The organism is Rhizobium sp. Leaf306, assembly GCF_001423425.1.
Lineage (GTDB): Bacteria > Pseudomonadota > Alphaproteobacteria > Rhizobiales > Rhizobiaceae > Neorhizobium > Neorhizobium soli.
In genome coordinates this window covers 1,037,507-1,063,853 of sequence record NZ_LMNX01000002.1, presented here as the reverse complement: position 1 = coordinate 1,063,853, position 26,347 = coordinate 1,037,507, and the positions used below count along the sequence as shown (strand labels likewise).

The window sequence follows — 26,347 nt, the reverse complement described above, 5'->3', positions numbered from 1 at the left end:
GGGTCACCCGATGAGCCAGACCTCCACGCCGACTGTTCCTGTCCTTTCCGTCAAGAACCTCACCACCTCTTTCCTCGTCGATGGCGATTGGAAGAGCGTCGTCCGAAATGTCTCCTTCGATGTGATGCCTGGCGAAACCGTTGCCATCGTCGGAGAATCCGGCTCGGGAAAATCCGTGACGTCCCTGTCGATCATGCGCCTGCTTGCGTCCAACACGAGCCGCATTGAAGGCGAGGTTATGCTGAACGGACGCGATCTCCTGTCCATTTCTGAAAAGGACATGCGCGGGGTGCGCGGCAACGAAGCATCGATGATCTTTCAGGAGCCGATGACCTCGCTCAATCCGATCTTCACCATCGGCCGGCAGATTTCGGAGGTTCTCACCCGTCACAAGGGCATGTCCAAGCAGGAAGCGCGCGCCGAAACCGTCAGGCTGCTCGAAAAGGTGCGGATCCCCAACGCGCAATCTAGGTTCGACGAATATCCGCACCAGTTCTCCGGCGGCATGCGTCAGCGCGTCATGATTGCCATGGCGCTTGCTTCGAAGCCGAAGCTTCTGATCGCGGATGAGCCAACCACGGCGCTCGACGTCACCATCCAGGGACAGATCCTCGATCTCATCAAGGTGTTGCAGGAAGAAGAGGGCATGTCAGTGCTCTTCATTACCCATGACATGGGCGTCGTCGCCGAGATTGCCGACCGTACCATCGTCATGTTCCGCGGCGACGAGGTCGAGACCGGCCCGACCGAGGAGATTTTCCATTGCGGCAAGCATCCGTATACGCGGGCACTGCTCTCGGCGGTGCCGAAGCTGGGTTCGATGCAGAACCACGCCTGGCCCACCCGCTTCCCCGTGGTCGACATGAAAACCGGGTTGGCCGTCGAGCCGATCGAAGTGGCCGGCACCGTGGAAAAGGGCCGCACACCGGTCCTTAGCGTCAAGAACCTGGTGACCCGTTTCCCGATCCGCTCCGGCCTCCTGTCGCGCCAGACAGGCTCCGTGCATGCGGTGGAAAATGTGTCCTTCGATCTGTTCCAGGGCGAAACGCTGGCCCTGGTCGGTGAATCCGGCTGCGGCAAGTCGACCACGGGCCGCTCGATCATGCGCCTCGTCGATCCGACCGGCGGCGATATCTCGCTCGATGGCTACGATGTCCTGCGGCTCGACCAGGTCAGCCTGCGCAACATGCGCAAGTCCGTCCAGATGATCTTCCAGGATCCGTTCTCATCGCTCAATCCGCGCATGACGGTGGGTTCGGCGATATCCGAACCGTTCATCAAGCACCGGCTCGGCACGGTGAAACAGGCTCGGGAAAAGACTGCCGATCTCCTAGAAAAGGTCGGTCTTTCCGCCGACATGGCAAAACGCTACCCGCACGAATTTTCGGGCGGCCAGCGCCAGCGCATCGCGATTGCGCGGGCGCTTGCGCTCGATCCGAAGGTGATCGTTGCCGATGAAAGCGTGTCGGCGCTGGACGTGTCGATCAAGGCGCAAGTCTGCAACCTCCTGCTCGATCTGCAGCAGAGCCTCAACCTGTCCTTCCTGTTCATCAGTCACGACATGGCGGTGGTGGAACGGGTCAGCCACCGGGTGGCGGTCATGTATCTCGGTGAAATCGTCGAGATCGGGCCGCGGGCGGCCGTGTTCGACAATCCGCAGCATCCGTACACCAAGAAGCTCATGGCGGCCGTGCCTGTGCCGGATCCGGCAAGGCGGGGGATCAGACGGGGCATTTCCAACGACGAGCTGAAAAGCCCGGTGCGCGGCATGGATTACCGGCCACCGGTTCGCGAGTATCGCGAAGTCTCCGACGGCCATGTCGTACAGGTAGCGTGATCGTCAGTCGCTGAGGGTCAGATCAGCTTCAGCCCCTTGAGGCTGGCATGACCGTCCTTGCCGATGATGATGTGGTCGTGGACGGTGATGCCGAGTGGCTTTGCCGTCTCGACGATCGTCCGCGTCATGTCGATATCGGCGCGTGACGGGGTGGGATCGCCACTGGGATGGTTGTGGACGAGGATGAGCGCCGTCGCCGAAAGCTCCAGGGCTCGCCGCACCACTTCGCGCGGATAGACGGGCGTGTGGTCCACCGTCCCATGCCCCTGTATCTCGTCCGCGATCAGCGCGTTGCGCTTGTCGAGGAAGAGCACTCGGAACTGTTCGCGGGCCTCATAGGCCATGGCGGCATGGCAGTAATCAATCACCGAAGACCAGGACGAGAGCACCTGCTTGCCCCGCAACTCGCTTCGAAGCATCCGCTGACCCGTCGTCGCGACGAGCTTGAGGTCAAGCGCGACGGCCTCGCCGATACCCTTGACCTCCTGAAGCAGTCCGAGCGGGGCACCGAGCACGCTGGCAAGGTTTCCGAAGCGGGCGATCAGCGCTTTCGCTAGCGGCTTGGTATCGCGCCTCGGGATGGAGCGGAAAAGCAGGAGTTCGAGAATCTCGTAGTCTGCCAGCGAAGCGTCGCCGTGGTCCCGGTACTTCTCCCGCAACCGCTCACGGTGGCCGTGGTAATGTTCTTGCGTGACGGCAGGGGATCCGATTTGCGGAAGTTTGGCCGTCGGCCTCTTGGACTGCGTCTCGGCAAAGAACCCGCGTTCATCGATAGACAGGGCCGCCCCGTCGTCCTCTTCTGCTTCCATAGGGTCATGCGAGGAGACGGGCGGGTTGGTCATGGTCAGGCCTGCAATGGAGGCAGGCCGGGCCGGTCGAGACCGCCGGGCGACAGGGTGAACACCTCGCATCCCGTCGCGGTAACACCGACCGCATGCTCGTACTGAGCAGACAGCGACCGGTCACGGGTGACCGCAGTCCAGCCGTCGGACAGGACCTTCACATGCGGCTTGCCGAGATTGATCATCGGCTCGATGGTGAAGATCATGCCTTCCCGGATTTCCGGACCTTCGTCGGCGCGGCCGTAGTGCAGGATGTTCGGAGAGTCGTGGAACAGACGACCGACGCCGTGGCCGCAGAAATCGCGCACGACCGAGCAGCGCTCGGCCTCCGCATAGGACTGGATCGCTTCGCCGATCGCGCCGGTGCGGGCGCCGGGCTTCACGGCTGCGATGCCCCGCAGAAGGCATTCGTAGGTCACGTCCATCAACCGTTCGGCAGCGCGTTTGATCTGTCCGACCGGATACATGCGGCTGGAATCGCCGTGCCAGCCATCGAGGATATAGGTGACGTCGATATTGACGATATCGCCCTCGCGCAGCGGCTTGTCCTCAGGCATCCCGTGGCAGACGACATGGTTGATCGAGGTGCAGACCGAGTATTTGTAGCCGCGATAGCCAAGCGTTGCGGGAAGGGCGCCATTGTCCATGCCGAACTCGAACACGAAACGGTCGATCGCATTGGTGGTGATGCCCGGCTGAACGATCGCCGCAAGTTCGTCGAGGCAGCGCGCCGTCAGCTGGCAGGCCTTGCGCATGCCGTCAAAATCCTGCGCCGTATCGTATAGACGGATAGCACCCGTGTTTTTTGAGGGGGCGGAAACCGCCTCGATGTAATTGACCATGATATTTCTCTCGCAACTCCCACAGTTCATAAAACAGAGGGGCGGGGTTCGTCCATCATAACCATTCCCGACGCTATGATTTCCTCGCGAGTGACGCGGCAGCGGAGCGCATAGGCCTCGACGCCGCGCGCCTTGGCACGAGCGAATGCGATCGCATACATCGGGTCGAGATCGCTGCAGATCGAAAACCGCGTGCAGTCGTGACGCTGAATGAGGTAGATCATCACCGCCCGGTGACCTGTCTCCACCATATCGCCGAGCTCCTCGAGATGCTTGGCGCCGCGCTTCGTCACGGTGTCAGGAAATTCGGCGAGCCCCGCTGAACGGCTGAAATGGACGTTCTTCACTTCCACGTAGGCATCCGGCAGATTTTCCTGCTTGAGGAGAAAGTCGATGCGGGAGTTACGCCCGTATCTCTGCTCGCGCAGGATCGTGCCGTAGCCGGAAAGGCTGGGGATCAGGCCGGCACGGATCGCTTCTTCGGTTAGCCTGTTGGGCAGTCCGGTATTGATGCCGACCATCTTGCCGCCGGCCTCGACCATTTCGAACATGTGACGGTATTTGCGGGTCGGGCTGTCATGCTCCGATACCCAGATCCTCGACCCGGGCTCCGTCAATCCCCGCATGGAGCCGGTATTCGGACACGACCCGGTAAACGGCGTGCCATCCTCCAGCACCGCGTCGAACAGGAAGCGCTTGTAGCGCTGGACAAGCGTTGCGGAGACGAGCGGCGGATCAAAGCGCATGAGGTTCTTCTGGAATGCTGGGAAGTGTCAGTCGCGGACGAGAACGTAGGTTCCCGGTGCGTCGGCCAACGCGGTGAGCGCGGACCCGCCGGGCTTTCGGGCCGGCACCTGGTCACCCGCTTTCGGTCCGATCCAGTCCTGCCAATGCGTCCACCACGACCCCTCATGCTCCTGCGAGCCGGCAACCCAGTCCTCCAGCGTGTCCTTCAATTGGCCATCGGTCCAGTATCGGTACTTCCGTCTTTCCGGCGGATTGACGACGCCGGCGATATGGCCGGATCCAGCCAGCACGAAATCGACGGAACCGCCGAACAGCGACGAGCCGAGGAACACGGATTTCGCAGGCGCGATGTGGTCTTCGCTTGTGGCAAGATTATAGACGGGAATGACGATGTCCTTCAGCGACAGACGCTCCCCGGCAAGTTCCATCAGGCCGTTGGAGAGCTTGTTATCGAGGTAGCAATTGCGCAGGTAGTAGGCGTGGTTGGCAGGTGTCATCCGGGTCGAGTCCGAATTCCAATACAGCAGGTCGAACGGAAGCGGCTCCTGTCCCTTGAGGTAGTTGTTGACCACGTAAGGCCAGATCAGCTCGGACGCACGCAGCATGTTGAATGCCGCCGCCATCTTCGACCCGTCGAAATAGCCGGTCGCGTTCATATAGGTCTCGATCGTCGAAACCTGCGCCTCGTCGACGAAGACCTTGAGGTCGCCCGCATGGGTGAAATCGACCTGGGTGGCGAGGAACGTTGCCGATGCGATCCTGTTCACGTTTATCTTGGCGTGGTAGGCGAGGGTAGCGGCCAGCAACGTTCCGCCGACGCAGTAGCCGATCGCATCGACCTCGCGTTCGCCGGTCGACGTCTCGATCGTGTCGAGCGCAAAATTGATGCCCTCGTGCAGGTAGGCTTCCCATCCCTTGGCGGCATGGCGCCTGTCCGGGTTGACCCAGGAGATCACGAACACGGTGTGCCCGCGGTCGACGCACCACTTGATGAAGCTCTTTTGCGGCGTCAGGTCGAGAATGTAGAACTTGTTGATCCAGGGCGGCACGATGACCAGCGGCCGTTTGAAGACCGTCTCCGTCGTCGCCTCGTATTGCAGAACCTCGCAGAGGTCGTTGCGGGCGACGACCTTGCCGGGCGTGAGCGCGATATTGAGGCCGAGCGCAAACTTGGAGGCATCCGTCTGGCGAAGTCTCAGCTCGCCGCCGCCGGCCATGATGTCCTCGGCCAGCATTTTCATACCGGTGACGAGATTGGCTCCGTGCGAGGCGACTGTCGCGCGATAGACTTCGGGATTGGTGATCGCAAAATTTGCAGGCGACAACGCAGCGGTCACCTGCTTCACGTAGAATGCCGCCTTGTGCCGCGTGTGCTCGTCCAGCCCCTGCGCCTCAGCAACCAGCGTCTCGGCCCAGGTGGCGGTAACCGTGAAGACTTGCCGCATGAAGGCAAAAAACGGGTTCTTCACCCAGTCCTCGTCGGCGAATCGCTTGTCTCTCGGCAGCGGCGCTGGCTCGCTCTCTTGTGGCGCGCCTCCGAATTGCGAGAGCGATCTCGTCCAGATCCCCATATAGCTTGAGAACAGCAGGGTTTGCGCTTGCAGCGTCCGCTGCGGTTCTGAAATCCAGTACTCTGTGACCTGCGAAAGCGTCTTGATGAGATCACTGAGCGGATCGAGCGCGGGGTCTGGAATATCGCCGCGCTCCCTTGGCGCTAGCCATTCCGATGCAGCCTTGCCGAGGTTCTCCATGGCACGCGCGAAATTCATCGCCATCTCGTGCGGGTCCTTGACGATATAGGCCTCGACCGCCTTGGGGTCGAAGCCCGGAAATTCCGGACCGCCTGTCCCCTTATCCCCGGAGTTTTGCGCCACGCGAGCCCTCCTCGTCAGCTGTCGTCTGATTTCATTTGTACATTGTGGCTGAAACCGAATACAAGTGCCAGCGGCTAGGCTGCCGGGTAGATGGCCCCGGCGACAGAAAATGGGTACGGACATGGAAAAACTGAGGCGTCGCATCGGCTGGTTACCGCTTTTCATCGGTATCGGCGCCATGCCTCTTGTGTCCGGCTGCAACAGCAACAGCTTTGCGCTGGATGACGGCATTCCCAACACGCCGCCACCGGCCGTCATCACGCAGACCAGGACGGCACCGCCTCCGGGTCCGATCGTCAAGCGCGACACCGGCACATATCCCACATTCGACTATACGCTTCGCGCTGCCAACGAGCAGATCGAAGACGCCGACTATCAGAAGACCGAGCCGCGCATGGCATCGCTTGCCCGAGCCCGCAAGTCCGGCACCATCTCCGAAGCGGAGTATCAGCGTCGTGTGGTCGAGTACCGCAAGCTCGCCACCGATCACGGCAAGGATGCCCAGGCCGATATTACCGGCCAGTAGCGCGACGAGCCGATCCGGCCGGATATTGCTATTGCGTTTGAGGACATTTGGCCGCAAAGCAAAAATGGCATAAAGTGAGGCGCGAGCAGAGGGACGAACTCTGCTTCGATTTCATCCTTGAGGAACAACATGGAAGAGTTTCATAAAGTCCGGCGTCTGCCGCCCTACGTTTTCGAACAGGTGAACCGTTTGAAAGCAAGCGCGCGAGCGGGTGGCGCGGACATTATCGATCTCGGCATGGGCAATCCTGATCTACCCACTCCGCAGGCGATCGTGGACAAGCTCTGCGAAGTCGTCCAGGATCCGCGCACGCACCGCTACTCCTCCTCCAAGGGCATTCCAGGCCTTCGCCGCGCCCAGGCCGCTTACTATGCGCGCCGGTTTGGTGTGAAGCTGAACCCGGATACGCAGGTCGTGGCAACGCTCGGCTCCAAAGAAGGCTTCGCCAACATGGCGCAGGCGATCACCGCGCCCGGTGACGTCATCCTCTGCCCCAATCCGACATACCCTATCCACGCCTTCGGCTTCCTGATGGCGGGCGGCGTGATCCGCTCCATGTCTGTCGAGCCGGACGATAGCTTCTTTCCGCCGCTGGAACGCGCGGTGAAGCATTCGATCCCGAAGCCGCTGGCACTCATCATCAATTACCCATCCAACCCGACCGCGCATATCGCGTCGCTGGATTTCTATAGGGAAGTGATCGCGTTTGCGAAGAAGCACGAGATCATCGTGCTCTCCGATCTTGCCTATTCGGAGATCTACTTCGACGACAACAACCCGCCACCTTCGGTTCTCGAAGTGCCGGGTGCGATGGATGTGGCCGTCGAGTTCACCTCGATGTCGAAAACCTTCTCCATGCCCGGCTGGCGCATGGGCTTTGCTGTCGGCAACGAGCGGCTGATCGCAGCGCTGACGCGCGTCAAATCCTACCTTGATTATGGCGCGTTCACGCCGATCCAGGTGGCTGCAGCCCACGCGCTGAACGGTGACGGTGCCGATATCGCGGAAGTGCGCAGCGTCTACAAGCGTCGCCGTGACGTGATGGTCGAGAGCTTCGGCAAGGCCGGTTTCGACGTACCGCCACCACCGGCGACCATGTTTGCCTGGGCGAAAATTCCGGAAAAGTTCCGCCATCTCGGGAGTCTGGAATTCTCCAAGCTTCTCGTCGAGAAGGCGCACGTTGCCGTCGCACCCGGTGTCGGTTTCGGTGAGATGGGCGACGACTACGTTCGCCTCGCACTGGTCGAAAACGAGCATCGCATTCGCCAGGCCGCCCGCAGCATCAAGAAGTTTCTGTCGACGGCAGACGATACGATGCACAACGTGATTACGCTCAACACGCGTCGCTGACAGCGAACCGGGCCGCCGATCACGATTTGAGGGGCGGCCGTTCTGACCGCCCCAGTCTCCCAAAATACCAGGAAAACTATCATGGCAGATGCCCTCAAAGTCGGCATTGCGGGTCTTGGCACTGTCGGTGCCTCGCTCGTTCGCATCATCCAGACCCGTGCCAACGAACTTGCGGTCACCTGCGGACGCCCGATCGAGATTGCCGCCGTGACGGCGAGAGACCGCACCCGCGACCGCGGGATCGATCTCTCTGCCGTGACCTGGTTCGACAGCGCCGAAGAACTGGCAGCAAACGCTGAGATCGACGTGTTCGTGGAGCTGATGGGCGGCGCCGAGGGCGCCGCTGCGGATTCTGTGCGCGCAGCCTTGCGGCGTGGTCTCCATGTGGTGACAGCCAACAAGGCGCTGCTCGCCGCATCCGGCGTCGAACTCGCAAGGATCGCCGAAGAAAACGGCGCACTCCTCAATTTCGAGGCAGCGGTTGCCGGCGGTATCCCCGTCATCAAGGCCCTTCGCGAGTCTCTGACCGGCAACACGATTTCGCGTGTCTACGGCATCATGAACGGCACCTGCAATTACATCCTGACCCGGATGGAGAAGGAGGGCCTGTCGTTTGCCGACTGCCTCAAGGAAGCGCAGCGGCTGGGCTATGCCGAAGCCGATCCGGCCTTCGATATCGAGGGCAACGACACGGCACACAAGCTGGCAATCCTAACGACGCTTGCTTTCGGCACCCAGATCGCCCCCGACGAGATCTATCTCGAAGGGATCACCAATATCTCGATCGACGATATCCACGCCGCCGCCGATCTCGGCTACCGCATCAAGCTGCTCGGCGTCGCGCAGCGCACCGAAACAGGGATCGAGCAGCGCGTTCACCCGACCATGGTGCCCCGTGATTCGGTTATCGCGCAGGTCGATGGCGTGACGAATGCCGTGGCGATCGAATCCGATATCCTCGGCGAACTGCTGATGGTCGGCCCAGGCGCCGGTGGCAATGCAACGGCATCTTCCGTGCTCGGTGACATCGCCGACATCGCCAAGAGCCGCCCGGGTGCGCAGCAGGTTCCGGTTCTCGGCACACCGGCGGCTTCGCTGGCACCTTACAAGCGCGCCCAGATGCAGAGCCACGAAGGCGGTTATTTCATCCGGCTGACCGTTGCCGACCGGACCGGCGTCTTCGCCTCGATCGCTGCCCGCATGGCCGAGAACGCCATCTCGCTGGAATCGATCGTCCAGCGCTCGAAGCCCGATTCGTCCGTGATGTCGAAGACGATCATCCTTGTCACGCACGCGACGATGGAGGACTCGGTCCGCAAGGCCGTCGACGCCATCAAGGCCGAAAGCTATCTGGTTGGCGAGCCGCAGGTCATCCGGATCGAACGGCCCAAGGACATGTGACCCACGCAGCCGTTGAGCCGCACTAGACTGGCCCCAGTGTTTTTTCGCCGAGGCCACGTCCGCTGCCGAAAACAGATTACTGTTGATGCGCCGATGCGCTAAAACGGCTGAATGACCACCCAATCGACCACCTCAATCGCCAGCAGCCTCTCCATGACAACGTCACCGGTCGATCCGGTACCGCGCGCGTTCCTGAACGTAGAGCAATCGGTGAGTGGCCAGCGCTGGGTGTCGCGGCTCGACCAGGCGGCGCAGAACCGCGCGCTTGCCATCAGCCAGATCCATGGCATTCCCGAACTGGTCGCTCGCGTGCTTGCCGGCCGCGGCGTGACGCTCGACGATGCCCCGGCCTTCCTTGATCCGACCATCCGGTCACTGATGCCCGATCCGCTGACGCTGACGGATTGCGGCAAGGCTGCAGCGAGACTGGTCGCCGCGATCAACCGGCGCGAGCGGGTTGCGATCTTCGGCGATTACGACGTGGACGGCGCGGCCTCTTCCGCCTTGCTCTACCGTTTCCTGACGCATTTCGGTGTCGAGGCGGAGATCTATATTCCGGATCGGATTTTCGAAGGCTACGGGCCGAACCCCAACGCGATCCGCCAACTGGTGGCGAACGGCGCGCAGCTGATCGTCACGGTCGACTGCGGCTCGACGAGCCAGGATGCGTTGACAGCGGCCAAGGACGAGGGCTGCGATGTGGTTGTCATCGACCACCACCAGGTCGGTCACGTGCTGCCGCCGTGCGTGGCGCTCGTCAATCCCAACCGCCAGGACGATCTCTCGGGGCAGGGGCATCTCTGCGCGGCAGGCGTCGTGTTTCTGGTCATGGTCGCCACCCTGAAGCAGCTGCGCGAAGGTGGCGATAACCGCGCCCAGTCGCTCGATCTCCTCGGCCTGCTGGATCTGGTGGCGCTGGCAACCGTTTGCGATGTCGTGCCGCTGAAAGGGCTGAACCGCGCCTATGTGGTGAAGGGGCTGATCGCTGCCCGCCACATGGTCAACCCGGGGCTCACGGCGTTGTTTCGCAAGGCGGGTCTCGGCGGACCGGTGACGCCCTACCATTTCGGCTTCATGATCGGTCCGCGCATCAACGCCGGCGGGCGAATCGGCGATGCAGCACTCGGCAGCCGCTTGCTGACACTGGAAGACGATATCAAGGCGGAGGAGATCGCCGGCCGGCTGGACGATCTGAACCGCGAGCGGCAGGCCATGGAAGCCGCCATGCTGGCGGAAGCCGAAGCGGAAGTGCTTGGCGAATACGGCGACGCCGAGGGCGCGTCCGTCATCGTCACCGCGCATGAGAAATGGCATCCCGGCATCGTCGGTCTTCTCGCTGCGAGGCTGAAGGAGAAGTTCCGGCGGCCTGCCTTCGCGATCGCTTTCGACCCGTCCGGCAAGGGCACCGGTTCCGGCCGTTCGATCAACGGTTTCGACATGGGCCGGATGGTTCGCGGCGCAGTCGAATCAGGGCTTCTGCTAAAAGGTGGCGGTCACGCCATGGCGGCGGGACTGACCGTCGAGCGCGCCAACCTCGGCAAGCTGCGCGCCTATTTCGAGGAAGTGGCGGCTGAGGGCGTTCCGGCGCTTGTTGCCAACCACGTGCTGAAGATCGATGGCGCACTATCGGCATCAGGGGCCACGATCGCGCTGTTCGACCAGCTGGAACAGGCGGGCCCCTACGGCTCTGGCCATGCGCAGCCCGTCTTTGCCATTCCCGCCCATCGTCTGAGAGATGTGCGGCTGGTCGGTACGGCGCATGTGAAGATCGCGCTGGAATCACTCGATGGCACGCGTCTGGAGGGGATCGCCTTCAGGGCGGCCGAAACGCCGCTCGGCCAGATGCTGCTCAACTCCCGCGGAAAGCAGATCCATGCCGCGGGATGCCTCACGGCCGACCAGTGGCAGGGAAACCGGCGCATCCAGCTCAGGCTTCTCGACGCGGTCGAGTCGCGATAAATTACGGCTTAATCAAAAGGGGAAACTGGTACGCCCTAGGGGAGTCGAACCCCTCTTTTCAGAATGAAAATCTGACGTCCTAACCGATAGACGAAGGGCGCGTACAGTGAGCGCTCGTATAGTCAGGCTTGCCCGATCCGGCAAGTAGGAAAATCGATATTTCTCTGTTTTTAAATGAAATAATCCAAGCCAAGGCATGCCGCGGGAAAACGCGCGAGCGAACAAGCCTGAAGATATGGAAGAAGGGGGAAGTGGTACGCCCTAGGGGAGTCGAACCCCTCTTTTCAGAATGAAAATCTGACGTCCTAACCGATAGACGAAGGGCGCGTACAGGAGCGTCTTATAGGGACGCTTTTTCAAACAGACAAGCCAAAAAACGGTATTTTTCGGAAGATAAACAGAGAAAATTGCGCGGCTGGATGCTCCAAGAGAACTTAGAGGTTCTTGTGCAAAATCAACAGTTTGAAGGAAAGAACTGGTACGCCCTAGGGGAGTCGAACCCCTCTTTTCAGAATGAAAATCTGACGTCCTAACCGATAGACGAAGGGCGCGTACAGTGAGCGCCCTTATAGAGGCGTGATTTCGTTACCGCAAGCGCAAAAACGATGTTTTTTGCGAAAAATTAGATGCGCGGAAAATGTGGCTTCAGTGAGCGTAAAGCCATGCGAAATCAGCGGCTTATCCGATTTGACCAGCGCGCTCTTTTCGCCCCCGCTCAAGGCTGATGGTTAGAGCTGCGCCTGTTGTGACGGGTCCGGCAGCGGCTGGCGGGGAGTGAAGACGCTGCCATGTGCTGCATTGATGCCGCCGGCCGGAGCGGCGACGGCTGTCTGCCCGTCAGGGGCAGCAGCAGGTGCCGTCGTCGCCGATGGGAATGGCGATGCGTTGGACGAAAAGATGCTGTAGCTGCTCGCGCGCACGCCAGTCGGTTGCGTGACGAGCCCGGCGATGGAGTTCGACGGCTGCTCCGGCGCCGGAGGAAAGGCGCCGGGGGCGGCGTTGGCGCCCGGCGCCGTAGTCGTTGCAACTGCCGCTGATTTGGCCTGGTGCGCCTTTGTGGAGACGAGGGGATCGACATAGAGGCCGGCGCCGCTCGTGCCGGCTTTGGCAAGCGGTTTTGCCGCGCCATCTGGTTGCTCCGCGGCCACCGCCTCTGCGGAGACCGGATCGGCGTCGGCAACCTTGCGGGTCATCGAGCAACTGCTCATCATTAAGGCTGCGATCGCCACTGCGAGGAGCGGAAAACTCGGCCTTGAGATCGATCTTGCTGGCGAAACCGGCACGTGATGCCCTTCATGTGCGTCGCGGACACTCTGTCGCGAATCATGGAGATGAGCATCACGTGTCCTGTTTCGCTCGGCAAGAGAGGGGCGTTGGCCTTGGTCAGGCCGACGCAAGCCTCAATTACCAGCTGCCGGTATTCGGCATCGATGCCCACGGCTCGGCGACCGGCAGGTTGTCGCCCTTCTGCAGGATCTCGAAGGAAATGCCGTCCGGCGAAAGTACGAAGGCCATCCGACCTTCGCGAGGCGGACGGTTGATCACGATGCCATTGTCCTGCAGGTGCTGGCAGAACGCATAGACGTCGTCGACCTCATAGGCGAGGTGGCCGAAATTGCGTCCGCCCGTGTAATCCTCGCTGTCCCAGTTGTAGGTAAGCTCGATGCACGGCGCCATGTTCTCCTCAGCCTGCGAAACGTCGTCGCGTGCAGCCAGAAAGACCAGCGTGAAGCGGCCCTTGTCATTTTCTATGCGGCGGATCTCCTCCAAACCCATCAGTGTCTTGTAGAAATGGAGAGACGCGTCGAGATCCTTGACCCGAACCATTGTGTGTAGATAGCGCATGTGTCGCAAGCTCCGCGATGTCGTTGGCAAACTGTCGAGCGGATATGGTGCATTGCAGGAGGTCAGCAAGCCTGGGGCAAGCCGTTAGCCGTAGAAAGATGCTGATAAAGTCCAGACGGGGACTTGCACTAGAGGGTTAACGGGATGTTAATCTAGGGGCGAAGAATCACTTCCACCGTCATGTCGTAACGCGTAATCGAGGGGCCGATAGGATATGGCAGACAGGATATCGTTGAAAGGCGTAGCCGAATACGAGGAATTCGCGGGCGATCCGGTCGAGCTCATCGAAATTACGGGTGTGGTCAAGTGGTTCGATGTTGCGAAGGGGTTCGGCTTCATTGTGCCCGACAACGGTATGCAGGATGTGCTTCTGCATGTGACCTGCCTGAGGCGCGATGGATACCAGACCATCCTTGAAGGAACCCGTATCGTCGCGATGATCCAGAAGCGCGACCGTGGCTATCAGGCCTTCCGCATTCTTTCCATGGATCAGTCGACCGCAGTTCATCCCTCGCAGTTGCCGCCGGTTCGCACCCATGTTCAGGTCACGCCAACGAGCGGCCTGGAACGGGCACTGGTGAAATGGTTCAACCGCACCAAGGGCTTTGGATTCCTGAGCCGCGGTGAGGGGACCGAAGATATCTTCGTCCACATGGAAACGCTGCGTCGCTACGGACTGACAGAGCTCCGTCCCGGCCAGACCGTGCTGGTCCGGTTCGGACCTGGCGACAAGGGCTTGATGGCAGCCGAAATTCATCCCGACAATCCCAACCCTGTAAGCCGGTCACATTGATGTTGAGAATGCAGTCATTCGGGCGGATCACGCCCTTTGCAAAAGGCGCCCTTGCGGCGCTTTTTCTGTTTGTCGCCTACGCTGCCGCAGCCCAGCAGGTCATCTTTCCAAAAGATGAGCTGTCGATCCGCACGGCAGCGGGCAAGACCCATGCCTTTGTGATCGAGCTCGCTCTAACGGACCAGCAGCGCTCGCAGGGCCTGATGTACCGCAAGGAAATGCCTGACGATCACGGCATGCTGTTCGACTTCGGCGAGACACGCCGTGTTTCCATGTGGATGGAAAACACCATCCTGCCGCTCGATATGCTGTTTATCGAGGGCGACGGGACGGTCTCTCATATCCGCGAAAATGCGGTTCCTTACTCTCGTGACGTGATCGATTCGCGGGGACCGGTAAAATTTGTCCTCGAACTGAATGCCGGTCGGACGAAAGCGCTCGGAATCAAGGTTGGTGACAAGGTGGTTTCCAAACGGATCGGCAACGCAGGATAGGTGTTTGGCCGCTTTCCCACAGTTAGTTCGCTAGACAGTTCGAACAATTGGGAAAATCCACTTTTTGCAGTTGCGGGCTGGTAGGGAACCGTGTATCTCGCATTCTTGTAAGGAACGGAGTGTAGCGCAGTCTGGTAGCGCATCTGGTTTGGGACCAGAGGGTCGGGAGTTCGAATCTCTCCACTCCGACCATTGCCTTCAAAAGAGCGTCGCGCTCAGCAGTTGCCGAAGCGTCACGCTAGCAAAAGTCGGATGTTTCAGTTCATGACGGCCAAGATCTATCGTCCCGCAAAAACTGCAATGCAATCTGGCAAAGCCAAGACGCATCTCTGGCTCCTCGAATTCGACCAGGAAGAGCCACGCCGGATCGATCCGATCCTTGGCTATACATCTTCCGGCGACATGAAGCAGCAAGTCCGCCTGACGTTTGAAAGTCAGGAACTTGCCGAAGCCTACGCCAAGCGTGAAGGCATCGAATACCGCGTCGTCCAGCCGAAAGAACCTGCGCGTCAAGCTGCTTCCTACACCGACAATTTCCGCTTCAATCGCTCGCAGCCCTGGACGCACTGACATCCTGTCTGCGTTCTGTTAGAAGCGTCTTAGCAGGCCCCTTAGCTCAGCTGGATAGAGCACCTGCCTTCTAAGCAGGTGGTCGCAGGTTCGAATCCTGCAGGGGTCGCCAATACCATACTTAAGCTATTGATATTAAACAGGGTGCGACTGGTCGGGGTTTAGGGTGCGACCTACATTCTGTTCGACAGACGTTTCGAAGCCCCCCTTGCAAGCTTCTTTTTATCCGCCTCTTTGGTGTAGATCTCAGCCATCGAGAGCCGCGACCAGCCGAACATTGCCATCAGTTCGTGAGCTGTCGCCCCTTCATCCGCAGCAATCGTTGCCCCTGCCTTCCGTAGACCATGCGCTCGGCACACATCAGGTAGCCCAGCCGCCGTGCATTGCTTTGCGAACCAATTCCCGAACGAAGCGCCGGAGCTGAATGGCTTGCCTTTCTCCGTCGTCAGAAACGCGAGATCGCCGGTCGGTGTCGCCTCGATCGAATCCATGAGCTGCTTGAAGACCGGCAGGTAAACCCATTGCTTCGTCTTCTCTGTGCGGATCGAGATTAGTCCGTCCTTCATGTGCTGCTTGCCAACCACCACGGCATCGCCCCGGCGTAGGCCCAGGAAGAGTAGGATGTCGATCGCCAGCCTCGGTTTCGTGCCGATCTTATGGTGTGATCGGTACTTCTCGACCTCATCGACCGACCACTTGTGGAAGCCGTCGGATTTCACGTTGACCTTTGAGACGCCAATGCACGGATTGACATCGACGTGCCCAGCCTCAACGGCCCACTTGAAAAGGTGGCCCATCGTCTTGAGAAAGTTGTTTGCAGAGTTCGGCGTTGCCGCGCGCTTATCCATTCCCGCCTTCACCTTCGCCCGCGACAGGTCGGCAAATGGACCGTCGGCGTTGCGTGGCGAGTCCAAGATCTGCTTGAGGATGTTGTCCCGGGCGCGACGAGTGCCAGCGGCGAGCCCTGCGAATGCCGCGCTGCGCTTGTACTGATCAACCAGCCACTTCAGAGATCCGGTTCGGCTTTTCGGCTTTTCAATCACCGACGACGAGCCGGTCAGTGCCTTCTCATAGGCGGCTTTAAACTCATCGCTGCCATATGGCTCTGGCAGCCGCACGCGCTTCCCCTTCCGCTTGAAGTACCAAACGAACTTATCGTGGCGTGTCTTTTCACGCGAGAGGTATGGTTTGCGCGGCATGCCATCCATCAGAGGTCAAAGTCCTCGTACCGAGCAACTGGCTTCACCCTGTGATTATTGGGGATATCGGGGGTAACTCTCACAATCTTCCCATTGACTTCGATCTCGATCCGGACGCCGTCGCGCTTTACCGCGGCAGCGATGCGCTTGAGGTCTGCGGCTTTCACCAGGGCAGGCGTCGTCATCTCTCCACCCTTTCTGTGTTCGGAGCCATCGCCCTCGTTTCGGGTGATGGGGAGCGACGGTTCCAAGACGAAAGCCGCTGATTGTCGTCCTTTCGGTCAGACACAGGAATGCGGATCGAACTGGCGATGCATTCTTCGCCTTCGTCCTGATAGGGGTGAACGAAGTATGCTGTTGCCCTGTTCGAGAACGTTTCGCTCTTCTCCAACTGGCATCCGCAGAAAGGGCATGGTGCTATCGTGGTCATGCTGCCTCGCAATCATCGGCAATGGTCACCTCGGCCGCATGGCAGAGAAGCGAGCATTCGATGTTAGGTTCTTCGTCGTGGTTGCCGCGATCGGGGTCCAAGGCATCCAGGCTGATGCGCTCTTTCGTCTTGCGCTCCCGCCAGAAGTAGGAACCCGGCCCAAGCTCGCGCTGTAGAACGGCCATGCGTTCGTAGGTTTCTGGGAAATCACGCCGGATCTTATTCCAATAGCCCATGCCGCCTTTGACGCAGCCGATGCAGTTGTTGTTGTGGTAGCCAAGGCGATACATGGCCGGCAGTTCGATACCGGCACGCTCGATCAGGCGCGAGCCAGGTCACTGTGACGCTTTCCGCTGTCCCGACAGGTGCAAACCCAAAGATCGGCATTGCTGCGCTTGGGACTTCAGGCGCCAACGGCGGACCTGCCACGGGGGCCCGATCGACGATCCGCGACACCTCGACCGATGTCAGCCAACGCGGTCGCAGTATGCGTCGTTAAGCGGGTTGTCGGCACGGACCTGATCGGGGCCCGCGGGCTGACGTCGGCCGACAAACGCAAGATCGGGCGCACAGTGGCCTCTCTCTGCGCTGCGTCCATCTGGTCGGGGGATCAGTGCCGGCAGCACGACAAAGCTATCCAGGCGCCGCCATGATCGCATCGAGCATCATTCCCGGCCGGTCCTACGTCGACCGGCACGGAAACATCTTCCGCGTCCGCGAGATCCAGAACCGGCGCGTCTACTTCAACATCGATGGTATCCATCTGCTGCCGCTTGCCTCTTCGGGGATTGATGGCTTCGCGGCGGCGATGGTGACGGAATTGAATGCAGAAGGGCAGCGGGACGAATGACAGGGAGAAACGACATGCCCAATGGCGGCTTTGACCCGGAAGCGAAATATGCGCAGCTCGGCGAGCGCGTCGAGAACCAGTCGCGGCAAATCGGCGATCTCGACAACCGGATGGGCAAGGGCTTCTCCGAAATCGCCTCGCAGATCCGCTCGCTGGTCGATGACATCCGTGGTGGGTCAAAGACGCAGTGGCCGATCATCATCGGCTTCTGTTCGGTGACGATCACGGTCCTGGGTGGACTCGGCTTCATGGCGCTGCAGCCGATCAAGGACAACATCACCACGATGCGCGAGGACATGCGTATGCGTGCGATCGAGACGAAGGACAGCCTGTCGACGATCGTTTCCAGTATGGTCACACAAAAAGAGATGGAATGGCGAACCGCTCGTGGCCAGGAAGATCGTCAGCGAACGGAGGCTGCCATCAAGGAACTTCGAGAGGGGCTGGTGCCGCGAGACGAGCACGCCCGCGTCTGGTCGAACTACGACCAGCGCTTCCAGGATCAGCAGCGGCAGGTCGATGAGCTGAAGCAAGCGCAGGGCAGCGTTTACGGCGCCCGCGACGTTATCATGGATCTCAGGCAGCGCCTCGATCGCGTTGAGCGCGAGCGGATTGGTCAGCCTTAGCCCACAAAGCCCGCATACCCGCCCGCGTTTCCACGGACTGAATTATTATGTCATCCTGCGGATTTGACGCAAAACGTCGTAATTTGTCTCCTCACCTAGAAGAAGGTTTTCTGCAACTTCTACAACTGCCGCGAGAGTTTCCTTGTCTCCCCAGCCTGCCTCAACGGCTTCGTTGACAATCGATCGTAGCTTGGTTTCAATCGCCTCTTGGCAGTCGATAAACCTGTTGGGCGATCCCGACTTAGGTGGCTTTATTTCATTCATTAGGCTGATCTCCCATAATTGCGCGAATCCATAACTGAATAGCCCCGAGATTTGTAGACGCTTCTTTCCTAAATTAGAGGCAAGAAGATCATCATGAGCAAATCGAATTTCAGCGAAGAGTTTAAGCGCGACGCGGTGCGTCAGATCACGGAACGGAGCTATCAGGTTGCAGAGGTTTCGCAGCGGCTCGGTGTAAGCCCGCACTCTTTCAGCGAAGAGTTTAAGCGCGACGCGGTGCGTCAGATCACGGAACGGAGCTATCAGGTTGCAGAGGTTTCGCAGCGGCTCGGTGTAAGCCCGCACTTGCTTTATGAGTGGAAGAAGAAGTTCTCCTTGGCGTCTGGGAACCAGGGTAACGACCAGTCCGAAGAGATCAGGCACCTTAAAAAGGAACTGGCGCGGGTCACGGAGGAGCGCGACATTTTAAAAAAAGCGACCGCGTATTTCGCCAGGGATGCAAAGTGAAGTACGCGTTCGTTGCCCAGCATCAACAGCGGTTCTCGGTGCGAATGTTGTGTCGCCTGTTGTTAAAAAAAGCGACCGCGTATTTCGCCAGGGATGCAAAGTGAAGTACGCGTTCGTTGCCCAGCATCAACAGCGGTTCTCGGTGCGAATGTTGTGTCGCCTGTTGCGCATCCATCCCAGCGGGTTTTATGCCTGGCTTCGGATGCCATTGAGCAAGCGGGCTTGTGAAGACGAACGGCAAATCGGTCTTCTGCGGAAAGCCTGGGAGGAAAGTGGCAAGGTCTACGGTTACCGCAAGCTTCACGACGACCTGCTCGATCACGGCGAGACATCCTGCCCCAACCGGGTTGCCCGCCTGACAAGGATTGCCGGGATAAAGGCTCAAATCGGATACAAACGCCGTCCTGGAATTTATGGCGGCAAGCCGTCCATTGTCATCGACAACACTCTGGATCGGCAATTCGACGTTGCTGCTCCGGACAAGGCGTGGGTCACGGACATAACCTACATCCGAACCAATGAAGGCTTCGCCTATCTCGCGGTGGTGATCGATCTTTATTCCCGCCGTGTCATCGGCTGGTCGATGCAGAGCCGACGGACAACGGATGTCGTGCTGCAGGCGCTGCTCATGGCTGTCTGGAGGCGAAAGCCAAAGGAAAAGGTTCTGGTGCATTCGGATCAGGGATCGCAGTTCACCAGCATGGACTGGGCATCGTTCCTGAAGCACCACAACCTGTTTCACTCGATGAGCCGACGGGGCAACTGCCATGACAACGCAGTGGCTGAGAGTTTCTTCAATCTGTTGAAGCGGGAGCGGATACGCAGAAAGGTCTATCGCTCAAGAGACGAAGCCAGGCAAGACGTGTTCGACTACATCGAGATGTTCTACAACCCGAAACGCAAACATGTCAGGAACGGGATGCTGTCGCCCGTCGAGTTCGAAAAACAGCAGAAAACGTAACCCGAGGGTGTCTACGAAACGCGGGGCTATTCAAACGTCCCGCCCTTTCATGGCATCATACCAATCTTCCACCCCCTTTGCAGCCTGCAAGTGCTCACCCGCTCTGGGCAACGATGACGAAATTTTACCCGTGACCACCTTCGTTTGTGACGAGCCTTCCCGAACACAGCCGCTTTGCGCTATATTAACGAATCAAAATATTGAAGCGGGAGGCCAGAACTGAATGGCGAATTTAATCCTGATGAACGATGAGTGGACGGTCTACGAGGACCGATTGGTTCACTCTACTGGATACAGCCGCGACTTCGACTACAACAATGCGGATAGCTCGCACTCGGATTGGGTCATTGAGGTTGGACAGAAGGCTTGGTTTAAGCCGGAAGAATTCGCTGAGGCATTTGTTGCACTTATCAATCACCACGGTACGAGGATTGATGCGTCTTTACTTTTGAGTTTCTATCGCCTAGCGGGTGCGCATTCTCAAGAGAATGTACTCAATCAGCCGCAAATCGATCTGAGCTACAACCCTGATTACGGTATGGAAGCGACCGAACACTATCCCGAGACTAAGGTAGGAGCTGGCTGGAGACTTTGAAGGTAGCGAAGCCCAACCCCTGCTTTCAGAAAGCTTCTGGCGGGTCGCCCCATGGCTTTCGCAATCATCGTTGAACTGGAGCAGGCGCAGGCAGCGTCTACGGCGCAAGCGACGTCGTCATTAATTTGAGCCGGCGCCTTGATCGCGTCGAACGTGAGCGGATCGGTCAGCCGTGATGACAACAAAAAACCGAACAACGGAGATCCCATTGTTCGGCGCGTCTTTATTCGGACGTGCCCGAGGCAAACGAATTGGCGCCAAGGTAGTTTCCAGCTTCATCGCTGACTACGACGAGTTGGTAAAAGCTATGCCGTCGCGGCGCCAGCAATAGCTGAACTCGTAGAGCTCGTTGAGGGCAGCGATAATCTTGGTCGATCTGTCACGCCGGCAAAGGGAGAAGGTCATAATCTGGATAAACGGCAGCCAACCGCTAAGGCATTTAGCTTTAATGGTATCAACCGAGATTTATCAAACGTTATGCGCTATCGAGAACCGCTACTCTCAAATCTTTTCGAACGTTGAGCATCGAACCGACCTTCAGCCAACTGAGATCTCCGCCGATGCTGGAGGTGTGCTCTCGAGAAATAACTCTCACCTCAATACTATCCGGCAGCCGGCCGGCCGGCGACGGAATGTTGAATTGGAACCCGCAGTGCGGACCAGCGGCCCCAGGCCGCGCTGCGGCAACATCTTGTCGCGGCAAGTTCGGCAAAGTCTGCGATTGCAGATGACCGTCTATCCAGAGCTGGATTTTGTCTGCGTAGGTATCGCCAGGGCCTAGCGCCCACCCCTCCACCAGGAGGAATTGACCTGAAGATACGCCGATGCGATCGATGTAACCATGGGCACCCGTTTGCACACCCGACAGACTGCCTTCAGCTACGAAAGCGCTCATCGCGGCAGCAGGGGTGATTGTAGCAACAGGCGATATCAGCGGGAACGATGCTGCGTTGTGGCCGGTAAATCGCTCCGACTTCCATTTTGAGTTCGTCAGAATGAACAGCAGCTTATCGACGCCGGCGTGATCCGCCATCCGCTGCGCGTGCAGGATCTCTTCGTCGCTGTCGTTGAAGTCGAAGAGGATGTATTTCCATTCGATCCGTAAATCGCGATGGCCATACGTTTTTGCATCGGCGGCGAACTTCATCGCAACGTCGAAATTGCCGCCCTTTCGATACCGCTCGTATGATTCCGGCTTGGTGCCATCACAGGACATTACGATGTAGTCGAACCGGCCGTCGCCGACGGATGTGCGGAAATCTACGTTTCCCGTGGTGGTGGCCATTTGGATCGTTGTGGGAAAACTCTCGTACGCGATGTCGACAAGATCGCGAAAGCGGGTATGGAGGAGCGGTTCGCCCCAGCCGATGTAATGGACTTGGTTCATGCGGTACTTCTCGAGCGCCGCAGCTTTGACGAACCGACGAAATACCTCGACGTCAAGGTCGTCTTCGGCGCGGCCCTTTCCAATGATGCTCTTGCGAATACAGCACGCGCAGGACAATTCGCACGCCAGCGTCGGCTCAACGAGAAGATCGAAGCTATGCGCAAGGGTGTCGTTCGGCGCGGCGCCAAGGGAAAGTAAATCGCAGCCCTCGCAAACCGTCGGCCAAGGCGTCCGGCCCTGCTGAAACGACGATCGAACGTGCGAGTAGACCGGACCTTCAAGGATATCGCGCAGCTTCCACCTACCGCCGGCGCGTACAAGGCCGAGATCTATGCCATAGCCCGCGCTATCGTCGCAGGCGAGGTGGCCGTCGGCCTTCAATGTGATCTGGCGTAAAATCCGGCAATCCATAAGCATCCTCCACACTGCGTTTCCAACGATGACAGAGATTCATAGTTGCGCAACGCAGATTTCTTCAACGACGGCGCGTGTGCTTGGTCCCAGATGAAATTAAGGTACCGATGTACCTCGTGACCAATCTTTTTGATCAAAAGGATGTAGCGCTCGCGGTATGCACACGGTCACGAGCGCAGAGCGCCCGTCAAGCGGAGCCTTCGATTTGCCGCTGCTGTGGATCATTTAAGGGAGACGAACAGTTGTGTCGCGGTTTGAAATGCTTGTGCTCGCTCGACATCGTTCATTGAGTGCTAGTGCATCTCCGGCGGCGGATAGCTTCTACCGATCGATACTAGATACTCAGTGATTTCCTCAAGGAGATGATCGCGCTTGCCGTAGGCTTCCGTGATCTCGGTGAGCTTCGGCATGACCTCCTCCAACTGACCGTCGGGAAGGTCGGCATCGCCGATAATATAACCCACGCCGGCAATCCCTGTGATGTTGCAGCCAGTCGCGGCCACGTCGTTGACGAACGCGGGGATGTCCTAAGGATTCATTTTGCGCATCGTACTCCGCCTTTCGCGGTGAACAATAGCGGGGAATGGCATTGGATTCGACTAGTAGAACTGCTGGTGGGCTGGTGGTCTTGCGAGGTTCCGGTCATCTGACCATGCCGTTCCGAGGAACCACGGGACCGCCTCGACTCGCTTCAAGCGACAGCGCGTCAGCCGGCTGTAGTCGGCACATCACCGCCCGTTGCCTTGCAGGCCCTCGCACCACCGGTCACCTTTGTTCGGCCATTGCTGGGCGAGGCCTTCTTGGATCAATACGTTTCCGGCATCCCGCCCGTCAGGAAGGATGATGTGAACCAGATTGCGGCGATCCGAAGTCCGATCCTCCGTACCGCTGTCGTCCAGTCGATAGCCATTCGACATAAGCCCCTGCAGCCGCAGCTTTGCTTTTTCACCTAGCTGTTTTTCCTCGATCGCACTGCGCGGCAGAGGTCTCCGGCGTATCGATCTCAAGCAAACGCATCTTCACGCCATCTTGCCAGATCGTGTCACCATCGACGACGCAGGTCACTTTCCGCTTGGCACGGTTTCCCCCGGTGCAGATGTCGATGGCAGCAGCTGGTGTTGCCAAACTGAGTATCACGACAGCTATTGTCGTCCTTAATATCATTCTAACTCCGGTTTCGCCTTGCTCAGTCGTCAGTTCGTCGCTCTTGAGAGCTTTCGAGCATCGCCCTGAACGCTTCGTTACCTCCGGGCATCAGGGCGTCGTTGTCGGCAACCTCAATGATTGCCACCAGAACCTCACCGAGCTACCAGAGGTAAGACCTGCCGTTTTCAATCCGTCAATGATTACAATGGGGCGAACTTCGGTCGCACCCGCGACCAAGTCGCTGATATATGTATCTATTGATACAACTGCAGGGGTCGCCAAAACCATCTCCCAAAAAATTGCGACTGCCGCTTGAGCGGAGGAATATCGCCTTGAGCAAAGCGCTGCTTCGGAGCTGGATATAGAGACCAAGAATCTTTGGCGTGACGGCAACAAAAAACCGAACAATGGAGGTCCCATTGTTCGGCGAGTTGAGTGCTGGAACCAAGAGATGGCGTCCGAGCTTTTGGGTACGATCTGGATGTTAACCTGGGGTGAAGACCTCAGGCGAATACTTGAGTGAGACTACCTGCCGGCCAATCGTGCAACGACGTTAACTCATGACCCGACTTGGTTGCATCTCGCAATGCCAGCGATCAGCAAGTGGTAGCAGCGCCGCCGCAATTCAACTTCTTGCTGAGGTTCGTGAATTGCGTGCTTAGTGCACCGCCGAGCGTCTGTGCACCAGCGATCAGCGCGACAGAGATAAGAGCGGCGATAAGCCCGTATTCGATGGCAGTGGCGCCAGACTCATCCTTCATAAAGCGTGCAAAAACCGACATGCAAATCCTCCTTGATTCGTGCCGTGGGACAAGTCGTCCCGACGTGTTGTTCTTTTACTGAAAGTCAAAAGAGTGTTGCGTTAACAGGATCGGTTAATATGTTCCTATTGGCTAATGTGAGTTCTGAATGGTTAAGAAGTTGTTTTCGCGGTTCCGTGACTTGTGCTCATCGCCCGCCGGCGACCCGGTCGAACTGGATCCTTTCATTGTAGGATAACGCATGCTCATGACCAAACCGGGCCTAGAATGCTGCCACCGGTACTCGTGGTGCCAGAGCGTTGCAGTGGGGTAGGACCTACCATTCACTCCTCCGCGTACCCAGCCTCACCACGTCATGTTGCGATGCAGCAACAGCGGGAGTTCACATCTTCGGGAAACCGATCGTGATCCCGCAATCGCATTTCAGCCCCAAAATCGATTCGAAGCTGCCTCATTCAAGGGTATATTCGCGGCGGTCAGTTCCGTTGCATCGGCAGGGGAAGGCACGTGGCGAAAACCGACCATTGGGTCTGACAAACTCGCCTCCATCGCATTGAAACGGGTTTTCCAGGTGACCTCGCGGTCGCTTGCGCCTCAACATTGTCTTGAGCCTTCGAGTGGGGATCAAATGAACAGAAGTCTATTGGCCGGCGGCGTCGCGCTGCTTGCGACAATCTTTGCGGTCGGCCCGTTTTCGGCATCCCGCGCCCATGCGGCGGACAGGCCGCTCATCTGGCAGCCCGTCAAGAATTCGGACAGAAGCTATTCCGTCAAGCTCGGCTTCAGGTTGCCGACGGAGCTGGAGCCCGAGGCGGGCTTCAACGTCGGTGTCGATGCGAAGAAGGACGGGTCGATGAACACGCCGCTTCGGCTGTGGGGCAGCATGAAGATGAAGTCGATCCAGAGGCCCGCTTACGAGGTCGAACGCAAGATCGGGATCGATTACGACGGATTGGCCGAAACGGCCGCCGTCAGCATGAACTACCACCAAACGCAGATCGTCACGTCAACGATCGATGTCGAGCGCAATGCGAGCTATGTCATGCGCTACGACGGGCTCAATCAGGACTGGAGTGGCCTCGACGCCAACCAGACTCTCAGGCTGTCCCGGTCAAACACCGGCACAGCCGTGGTCGTCCGCGCAACGGCGATCGATACGTTTCGTATCGGCGGCGCGGGGCTGGGACTCGAGCAGAAACTAGGTGACAGCCTGACACTCAGCGGCTCCGTCGATCGCTATTCGGACGCGACCGCAGCAGTAACCAGCGTCAATGCCCGCTACTCATTCCAGTGGTGATGGCGCCCTGACGATTGTTTCGACGGGAAACGGAAAAGGGGCGCTCGCGGCGCCCCTTTTCTATTGCAGGTCATTCGCGTTGGCGCAGTCTGCCTAGTGCAGGATCTGGCTAAGGAACAGTCTGGTGCGCTCGTGCTGCGGATTGTCGAAGAACTCCGCCGGCGAATTCTCTTCCACGATCTGTCCCTGGTCCATGAAGATCACCCGGTTGGCGACCTGGCGGGCAAAGCCCATTTCATGGGTGACGCACATCATGGTCATGCCTTCTTCGGCAAGGCCAACCATCGTATCGAGCACTTCCTTGACCATTTCAGGATCGAGAGCCGAGGTCGGTTCGTCGAACAGCATGATCTTCGGCTTCATGCACAGCGAGCGGGCAATCGCCACGCGCTGCTGCTGACCGCCGGAGAGCTGGCCCGGATACTTATGGGCCTGTTCCGGGATCTTGACACGCTTGAGGTAGTGCATCGCCACTTCCTCGGCTTCCTTCTTCGGCATCTTGCGAACCCAGATCGGTGCAAGCGTGCAGTTCTCAAGGATCGTCAGGTGCGGGAAGAGGTTGAAGTGCTGGAACACCATGCCGACTTCTCGCCGCACTTCGTCGATCTTTTTCAGATCGTTGGTAAGTTCGATATTGTCGACGACAATGCTGCCCGACTGATGTTCCTCGAGGCGGTTGATACAGCGGATCATCGTCGATTTTCCGGAGCCTGACGGCCCGGCGATGACGATGCGTTCGCCTTTCATCACCTTGAGATTGATGTCGCGCAGCACGTGAAAATCGCCATACCACTTGTTCATGCCGATGATCTCGACAGCGACATCCGTGGAGGAGACGGTGAGGTTTTTGGGTTGGGCGTCAGCCATTGTTT

Annotated in this window: 27 protein-coding genes, 5 tRNA genes and 2 pseudogenes; 17 read left to right on the top strand and 17 right to left on the bottom strand. The window is 58.8% G+C overall.

Annotated features, from left to right (window positions below; all coding sequences use genetic code 11):
* Positions 1-10: 10 nt before the first annotated feature.
* Complete coding sequence (locus ASG19_RS12920; protein WP_062457458.1) at positions 11-1,837, top strand: ABC transporter ATP-binding protein; 1,827 nt, start codon at positions 11-13, stop codon at positions 1,835-1,837.
* A gap of 17 nt (positions 1,838-1,854) precedes the next feature.
* Here the strand turns inward: ASG19_RS12920 and radC are convergent, their stop codons facing one another.
* From radC to phaC, 4 genes are read right to left on the bottom strand one after another with little or no spacing between them, the layout of a single operon-like run.
* Positions 1,855-2,646, bottom strand: coding sequence for a DNA repair protein RadC (radC, locus tag ASG19_RS12915; protein ID WP_348271490.1), 792 nt, complete (start codon positions 2,644-2,646; stop codon positions 1,855-1,857).
* A gap of 35 nt (positions 2,647-2,681) precedes the next feature.
* Complete coding sequence (gene map / locus ASG19_RS12910) at positions 2,682-3,521, bottom strand: type I methionyl aminopeptidase (RefSeq protein ID WP_062457453.1); 840 nt, start codon at positions 3,519-3,521, stop codon at positions 2,682-2,684.
* A 26-nt stretch (positions 3,522-3,547) separates the two neighbouring features.
* A complete protein-coding gene (gene sfsA / locus ASG19_RS12905) occupies positions 3,548-4,267 on the bottom strand; it encodes a DNA/RNA nuclease SfsA (protein WP_062457450.1) in 720 nt (239 codons plus the stop codon).
* Between the two features lie 27 nt (positions 4,268-4,294).
* The gene (phaC, locus tag ASG19_RS12900; protein ID WP_062457446.1) at positions 4,295-6,142 is read right to left on the bottom strand and encodes a class I poly(R)-hydroxyalkanoic acid synthase; all 1,848 of its coding nucleotides are present in this window, start codon (positions 6,140-6,142) and stop codon (positions 4,295-4,297) included.
* A gap of 121 nt (positions 6,143-6,263) precedes the next feature.
* On the opposite strand from phaC, the gene ASG19_RS12895 reads away from it, so the two are divergent.
* The 4 genes from ASG19_RS12895 (at position 6,264) to recJ (ending at position 11,378) form a co-directional block, all read left to right on the top strand.
* Positions 6,264-6,668, top strand: a complete 405-nt coding sequence (locus tag ASG19_RS12895; RefSeq protein ID WP_082476304.1) for a hypothetical protein — start codon at positions 6,264-6,266, stop codon at positions 6,666-6,668.
* A gap of 129 nt (positions 6,669-6,797) precedes the next feature.
* Entirely contained in the window at positions 6,798-8,018 is a 1,221-nt protein-coding gene (locus ASG19_RS12890) for an LL-diaminopimelate aminotransferase (RefSeq protein ID WP_062457440.1), read from the top strand.
* An 81-nt stretch (positions 8,019-8,099) separates the two neighbouring features.
* Positions 8,100-9,419 (top strand): homoserine dehydrogenase, encoded by a 1,320-nt coding sequence (locus tag ASG19_RS12885; RefSeq protein WP_062457437.1) that lies wholly within the window; start codon positions 8,100-8,102, stop codon positions 9,417-9,419.
* A 153-nt stretch (positions 9,420-9,572) separates the two neighbouring features.
* On the top strand, positions 9,573-11,378 hold the full coding sequence (recJ, locus tag ASG19_RS12880; protein ID WP_062457434.1) for a single-stranded-DNA-specific exonuclease RecJ: 1,806 nt from the start codon (positions 9,573-9,575) through the stop codon (positions 11,376-11,378).
* A gap of 26 nt (positions 11,379-11,404) precedes the next feature.
* Here the strand turns inward: recJ and ASG19_RS12875 are convergent.
* The 5 genes from ASG19_RS12875 to ASG19_RS12855 all read right to left on the bottom strand — a co-directional run bounded on the left by ASG19_RS12875 (position 11,405) and on the right by ASG19_RS12855 (position 13,223).
* A tRNA-Glu gene (locus ASG19_RS12875) sits at positions 11,405-11,479 on the bottom strand.
* Between the two features lie 151 nt (positions 11,480-11,630).
* A tRNA-Glu gene (locus tag ASG19_RS12870) sits at positions 11,631-11,705 on the bottom strand.
* 149 nt (positions 11,706-11,854) lie between these two features.
* Positions 11,855-11,929: transfer RNA gene (locus ASG19_RS12865), tRNA-Glu, on the bottom strand.
* A 177-nt stretch (positions 11,930-12,106) separates the two neighbouring features.
* Positions 12,107-12,571, bottom strand: coding sequence for a hypothetical protein (locus ASG19_RS12860; protein WP_062457431.1), 465 nt, complete (start codon positions 12,569-12,571; stop codon positions 12,107-12,109).
* Positions 12,572-12,782: 211 nt separating this feature from the next.
* Entirely contained in the window at positions 12,783-13,223 is a 441-nt protein-coding gene (locus tag ASG19_RS12855) for a VOC family protein (protein WP_062457428.1), read from the bottom strand.
* A 214-nt stretch (positions 13,224-13,437) separates the two neighbouring features.
* Between ASG19_RS12855 and ASG19_RS12850 the strand changes: the two genes are divergently transcribed.
* The 5 genes from ASG19_RS12850 to ASG19_RS12830 all read left to right on the top strand — a co-directional run bounded on the left by ASG19_RS12850 (position 13,438) and on the right by ASG19_RS12830 (position 15,192).
* Positions 13,438-14,016 carry a cold-shock protein gene (locus tag ASG19_RS12850; protein ID WP_062457423.1) on the top strand — a complete coding sequence of 193 codons (579 nt, stop codon included), beginning with the start codon at positions 13,438-13,440 and terminating at the stop codon, positions 14,014-14,016.
* Positions 14,017-14,024: 8 nt separating this feature from the next.
* On the top strand, positions 14,025-14,510 hold the full coding sequence (locus ASG19_RS12845) for a DUF192 domain-containing protein (protein WP_062457420.1): 486 nt from the start codon (positions 14,025-14,027) through the stop codon (positions 14,508-14,510).
* Positions 14,511-14,625: 115 nt separating this feature from the next.
* Positions 14,626-14,702: transfer RNA gene (locus ASG19_RS12840), tRNA-Pro, on the top strand.
* Positions 14,703-14,774: 72 nt separating this feature from the next.
* Complete coding sequence (locus ASG19_RS12835) at positions 14,775-15,080, top strand: ETC complex I subunit (RefSeq protein WP_062458113.1); 306 nt, start codon at positions 14,775-14,777, stop codon at positions 15,078-15,080.
* 35 nt (positions 15,081-15,115) lie between these two features.
* Positions 15,116-15,192 (top strand) — tRNA-Arg (locus ASG19_RS12830).
* A 61-nt stretch (positions 15,193-15,253) separates the two neighbouring features.
* Here ASG19_RS12830 and ASG19_RS12825 read toward each other — a convergent pair.
* From ASG19_RS12825 to ASG19_RS12820, 3 genes are all read right to left on the bottom strand, one after another.
* Complete coding sequence (locus ASG19_RS12825; RefSeq protein ID WP_244476152.1) at positions 15,254-16,288, bottom strand: tyrosine-type recombinase/integrase; 1,035 nt, start codon at positions 16,286-16,288, stop codon at positions 15,254-15,256.
* Positions 16,288-16,464, bottom strand: coding sequence for a hypothetical protein (locus tag ASG19_RS23910; RefSeq protein WP_156466491.1), 177 nt, complete (start codon positions 16,462-16,464; stop codon positions 16,288-16,290). The genes ASG19_RS12825 and ASG19_RS23910 overlap by 1 nt, the downstream gene beginning before the upstream one ends.
* A gap of 241 nt (positions 16,465-16,705) precedes the next feature.
* Complete coding sequence (locus ASG19_RS12820; protein WP_062457417.1) at positions 16,706-16,999, bottom strand: hypothetical protein; 294 nt, start codon at positions 16,997-16,999, stop codon at positions 16,706-16,708.
* A gap of 359 nt (positions 17,000-17,358) precedes the next feature.
* Between ASG19_RS12820 and ASG19_RS12810 the strand changes: the two genes are divergently transcribed.
* Together ASG19_RS12810 and ASG19_RS12805 are read left to right on the top strand one after the other, a co-directional pair.
* Positions 17,359-17,559: a DUF4222 domain-containing protein gene (locus ASG19_RS12810; RefSeq protein WP_062457412.1), complete on the top strand. Its 201-nt coding sequence runs from the start codon at positions 17,359-17,361 to the stop codon at positions 17,557-17,559.
* Positions 17,560-17,573: 14 nt separating this feature from the next.
* Positions 17,574-18,185, top strand: a complete 612-nt coding sequence (locus ASG19_RS12805) for a hypothetical protein (RefSeq protein ID WP_062457407.1) — start codon at positions 17,574-17,576, stop codon at positions 18,183-18,185.
* Between the two features lie 45 nt (positions 18,186-18,230).
* Here the strand turns inward: ASG19_RS12805 and ASG19_RS12800 are convergent, their stop codons facing one another.
* The gene (locus tag ASG19_RS12800) at positions 18,231-18,449 is read right to left on the bottom strand and encodes a hypothetical protein (protein ID WP_062457405.1); all 219 of its coding nucleotides are present in this window, start codon (positions 18,447-18,449) and stop codon (positions 18,231-18,233) included.
* A gap of 234 nt (positions 18,450-18,683) precedes the next feature.
* On the opposite strand from ASG19_RS12800, the pseudogene ASG19_RS24225 reads away from it, so the two are divergent.
* The 3 genes and pseudogenes from ASG19_RS24225 to ASG19_RS12785 all read left to right on the top strand — a co-directional run.
* Positions 18,684-18,937, top strand: a pseudogene (locus tag ASG19_RS24225) (transposase); the annotation flags it as partial.
* 35 nt (positions 18,938-18,972) lie between these two features.
* Positions 18,973-19,875, top strand: a pseudogene (locus ASG19_RS12790) (IS3 family transposase); the annotation flags it as partial.
* Between the two features lie 223 nt (positions 19,876-20,098).
* Positions 20,099-20,470 carry a hypothetical protein gene (locus ASG19_RS12785; protein ID WP_062457399.1) on the top strand — a complete coding sequence of 124 codons (372 nt, stop codon included), beginning with the start codon at positions 20,099-20,101 and terminating at the stop codon, positions 20,468-20,470.
* Between the two features lie 475 nt (positions 20,471-20,945).
* Here the strand turns inward: ASG19_RS12785 and ASG19_RS12780 are convergent, their stop codons facing one another.
* A complete protein-coding gene (locus tag ASG19_RS12780; protein WP_156466490.1) occupies positions 20,946-22,268 on the bottom strand; it encodes a radical SAM protein in 1,323 nt (440 codons plus the stop codon).
* Between the two features lie 296 nt (positions 22,269-22,564).
* A complete protein-coding gene (locus ASG19_RS12770) occupies positions 22,565-22,735 on the bottom strand; it encodes a hypothetical protein (RefSeq protein ID WP_244476151.1) in 171 nt (56 codons plus the stop codon).
* 638 nt (positions 22,736-23,373) lie between these two features.
* On the opposite strand from ASG19_RS12770, the gene ASG19_RS23905 reads away from it, so the two are divergent.
* Complete coding sequence (locus tag ASG19_RS23905) at positions 23,374-23,733, top strand: hypothetical protein (RefSeq protein ID WP_156466489.1); 360 nt, start codon at positions 23,374-23,376, stop codon at positions 23,731-23,733.
* 280 nt (positions 23,734-24,013) lie between these two features.
* Here the strand turns inward: ASG19_RS23905 and ASG19_RS12755 are convergent, their stop codons facing one another.
* Positions 24,014-24,199, bottom strand: coding sequence for a Flp family type IVb pilin (locus tag ASG19_RS12755; RefSeq protein WP_062457386.1), 186 nt, complete (start codon positions 24,197-24,199; stop codon positions 24,014-24,016).
* A 607-nt stretch (positions 24,200-24,806) separates the two neighbouring features.
* On the opposite strand from ASG19_RS12755, the gene ASG19_RS12750 reads away from it, so the two are divergent.
* Positions 24,807-25,475, top strand: a complete 669-nt coding sequence (locus ASG19_RS12750; RefSeq protein WP_156466488.1) for a hypothetical protein — start codon at positions 24,807-24,809, stop codon at positions 25,473-25,475.
* Between the two features lie 93 nt (positions 25,476-25,568).
* Here ASG19_RS12750 and ASG19_RS12745 read toward each other — a convergent pair whose 3' ends face one another.
* The gene (locus ASG19_RS12745) at positions 25,569-26,342 is read right to left on the bottom strand and encodes an amino acid ABC transporter ATP-binding protein (RefSeq protein ID WP_062457380.1); all 774 of its coding nucleotides are present in this window, start codon (positions 26,340-26,342) and stop codon (positions 25,569-25,571) included.
* Between the last annotated feature and the right edge of the window lie 5 nt (positions 26,343-26,347).

Coding starts and splice junctions, on each gene's coding strand:
- ASG19_RS12920 (WP_062457458.1), top strand. CDS start 11: ATGAGCCAGACCTCCACGCCGACTGTTCCTGTCCTTTCCGTCAAGAAC.
- radC (WP_348271490.1), bottom strand. CDS start 2,646: ATGGAAGCAGAAGAGGACGACGGGGCGGCCCTGTCTATCGATGAACGC.
- map (WP_062457453.1), bottom strand. CDS start 3,521: ATGGTCAATTACATCGAGGCGGTTTCCGCCCCCTCAAAAAACACGGGT.
- sfsA (WP_062457450.1), bottom strand. CDS start 4,267: ATGCGCTTTGATCCGCCGCTCGTCTCCGCAACGCTTGTCCAGCGCTAC.
- ASG19_RS12895 (WP_082476304.1), top strand. CDS start 6,264: ATGGAAAAACTGAGGCGTCGCATCGGCTGGTTACCGCTTTTCATCGGT.
- ASG19_RS12890 (WP_062457440.1), top strand. CDS start 6,798: ATGGAAGAGTTTCATAAAGTCCGGCGTCTGCCGCCCTACGTTTTCGAA.
- ASG19_RS12885 (WP_062457437.1), top strand. CDS start 8,100: ATGGCAGATGCCCTCAAAGTCGGCATTGCGGGTCTTGGCACTGTCGGT.
- recJ (WP_062457434.1), top strand. CDS start 9,573: ATGACAACGTCACCGGTCGATCCGGTACCGCGCGCGTTCCTGAACGTA.
- ASG19_RS12860 (WP_062457431.1), bottom strand. CDS start 12,571: ATGACCCGCAAGGTTGCCGACGCCGATCCGGTCTCCGCAGAGGCGGTG.
- ASG19_RS12855 (WP_062457428.1), bottom strand. CDS start 13,223: ATGCGCTATCTACACACAATGGTTCGGGTCAAGGATCTCGACGCGTCT.
- ASG19_RS12850 (WP_062457423.1), top strand. CDS start 13,438: ATGGCAGACAGGATATCGTTGAAAGGCGTAGCCGAATACGAGGAATTC.
- ASG19_RS12845 (WP_062457420.1), top strand. CDS start 14,025: ATGCAGTCATTCGGGCGGATCACGCCCTTTGCAAAAGGCGCCCTTGCG.
- ASG19_RS12835 (WP_062458113.1), top strand. CDS start 14,775: ATGACGGCCAAGATCTATCGTCCCGCAAAAACTGCAATGCAATCTGGC.
- ASG19_RS12825 (WP_244476152.1), bottom strand. CDS start 16,288: ATGGATGGCATGCCGCGCAAACCATACCTCTCGCGTGAAAAGACACGC.
- ASG19_RS23910 (WP_156466491.1), bottom strand. CDS start 16,464: ATGACGACGCCTGCCCTGGTGAAAGCCGCAGACCTCAAGCGCATCGCT.
- ASG19_RS12820 (WP_062457417.1), bottom strand. CDS start 16,999: ATGTATCGCCTTGGCTACCACAACAACAACTGCATCGGCTGCGTCAAA.
- ASG19_RS12810 (WP_062457412.1), top strand. CDS start 17,359: ATGATCGCATCGAGCATCATTCCCGGCCGGTCCTACGTCGACCGGCAC.
- ASG19_RS12805 (WP_062457407.1), top strand. CDS start 17,574: ATGCCCAATGGCGGCTTTGACCCGGAAGCGAAATATGCGCAGCTCGGC.
- ASG19_RS12800 (WP_062457405.1), bottom strand. CDS start 18,449: ATGAATGAAATAAAGCCACCTAAGTCGGGATCGCCCAACAGGTTTATC.
- ASG19_RS12785 (WP_062457399.1), top strand. CDS start 20,099: ATGGCGAATTTAATCCTGATGAACGATGAGTGGACGGTCTACGAGGAC.
- ASG19_RS12780 (WP_156466490.1), bottom strand. CDS start 22,268: ATGGATTGCCGGATTTTACGCCAGATCACATTGAAGGCCGACGGCCAC.
- ASG19_RS23905 (WP_156466489.1), top strand. CDS start 23,374: ATGGCAGCAGCTGGTGTTGCCAAACTGAGTATCACGACAGCTATTGTC.
- ASG19_RS12755 (WP_062457386.1), bottom strand. CDS start 24,199: ATGTCGGTTTTTGCACGCTTTATGAAGGATGAGTCTGGCGCCACTGCC.
- ASG19_RS12750 (WP_156466488.1), top strand. CDS start 24,807: ATGAACAGAAGTCTATTGGCCGGCGGCGTCGCGCTGCTTGCGACAATC.
- ASG19_RS12745 (WP_062457380.1), bottom strand. CDS start 26,342: ATGGCTGACGCCCAACCCAAAAACCTCACCGTCTCCTCCACGGATGTC.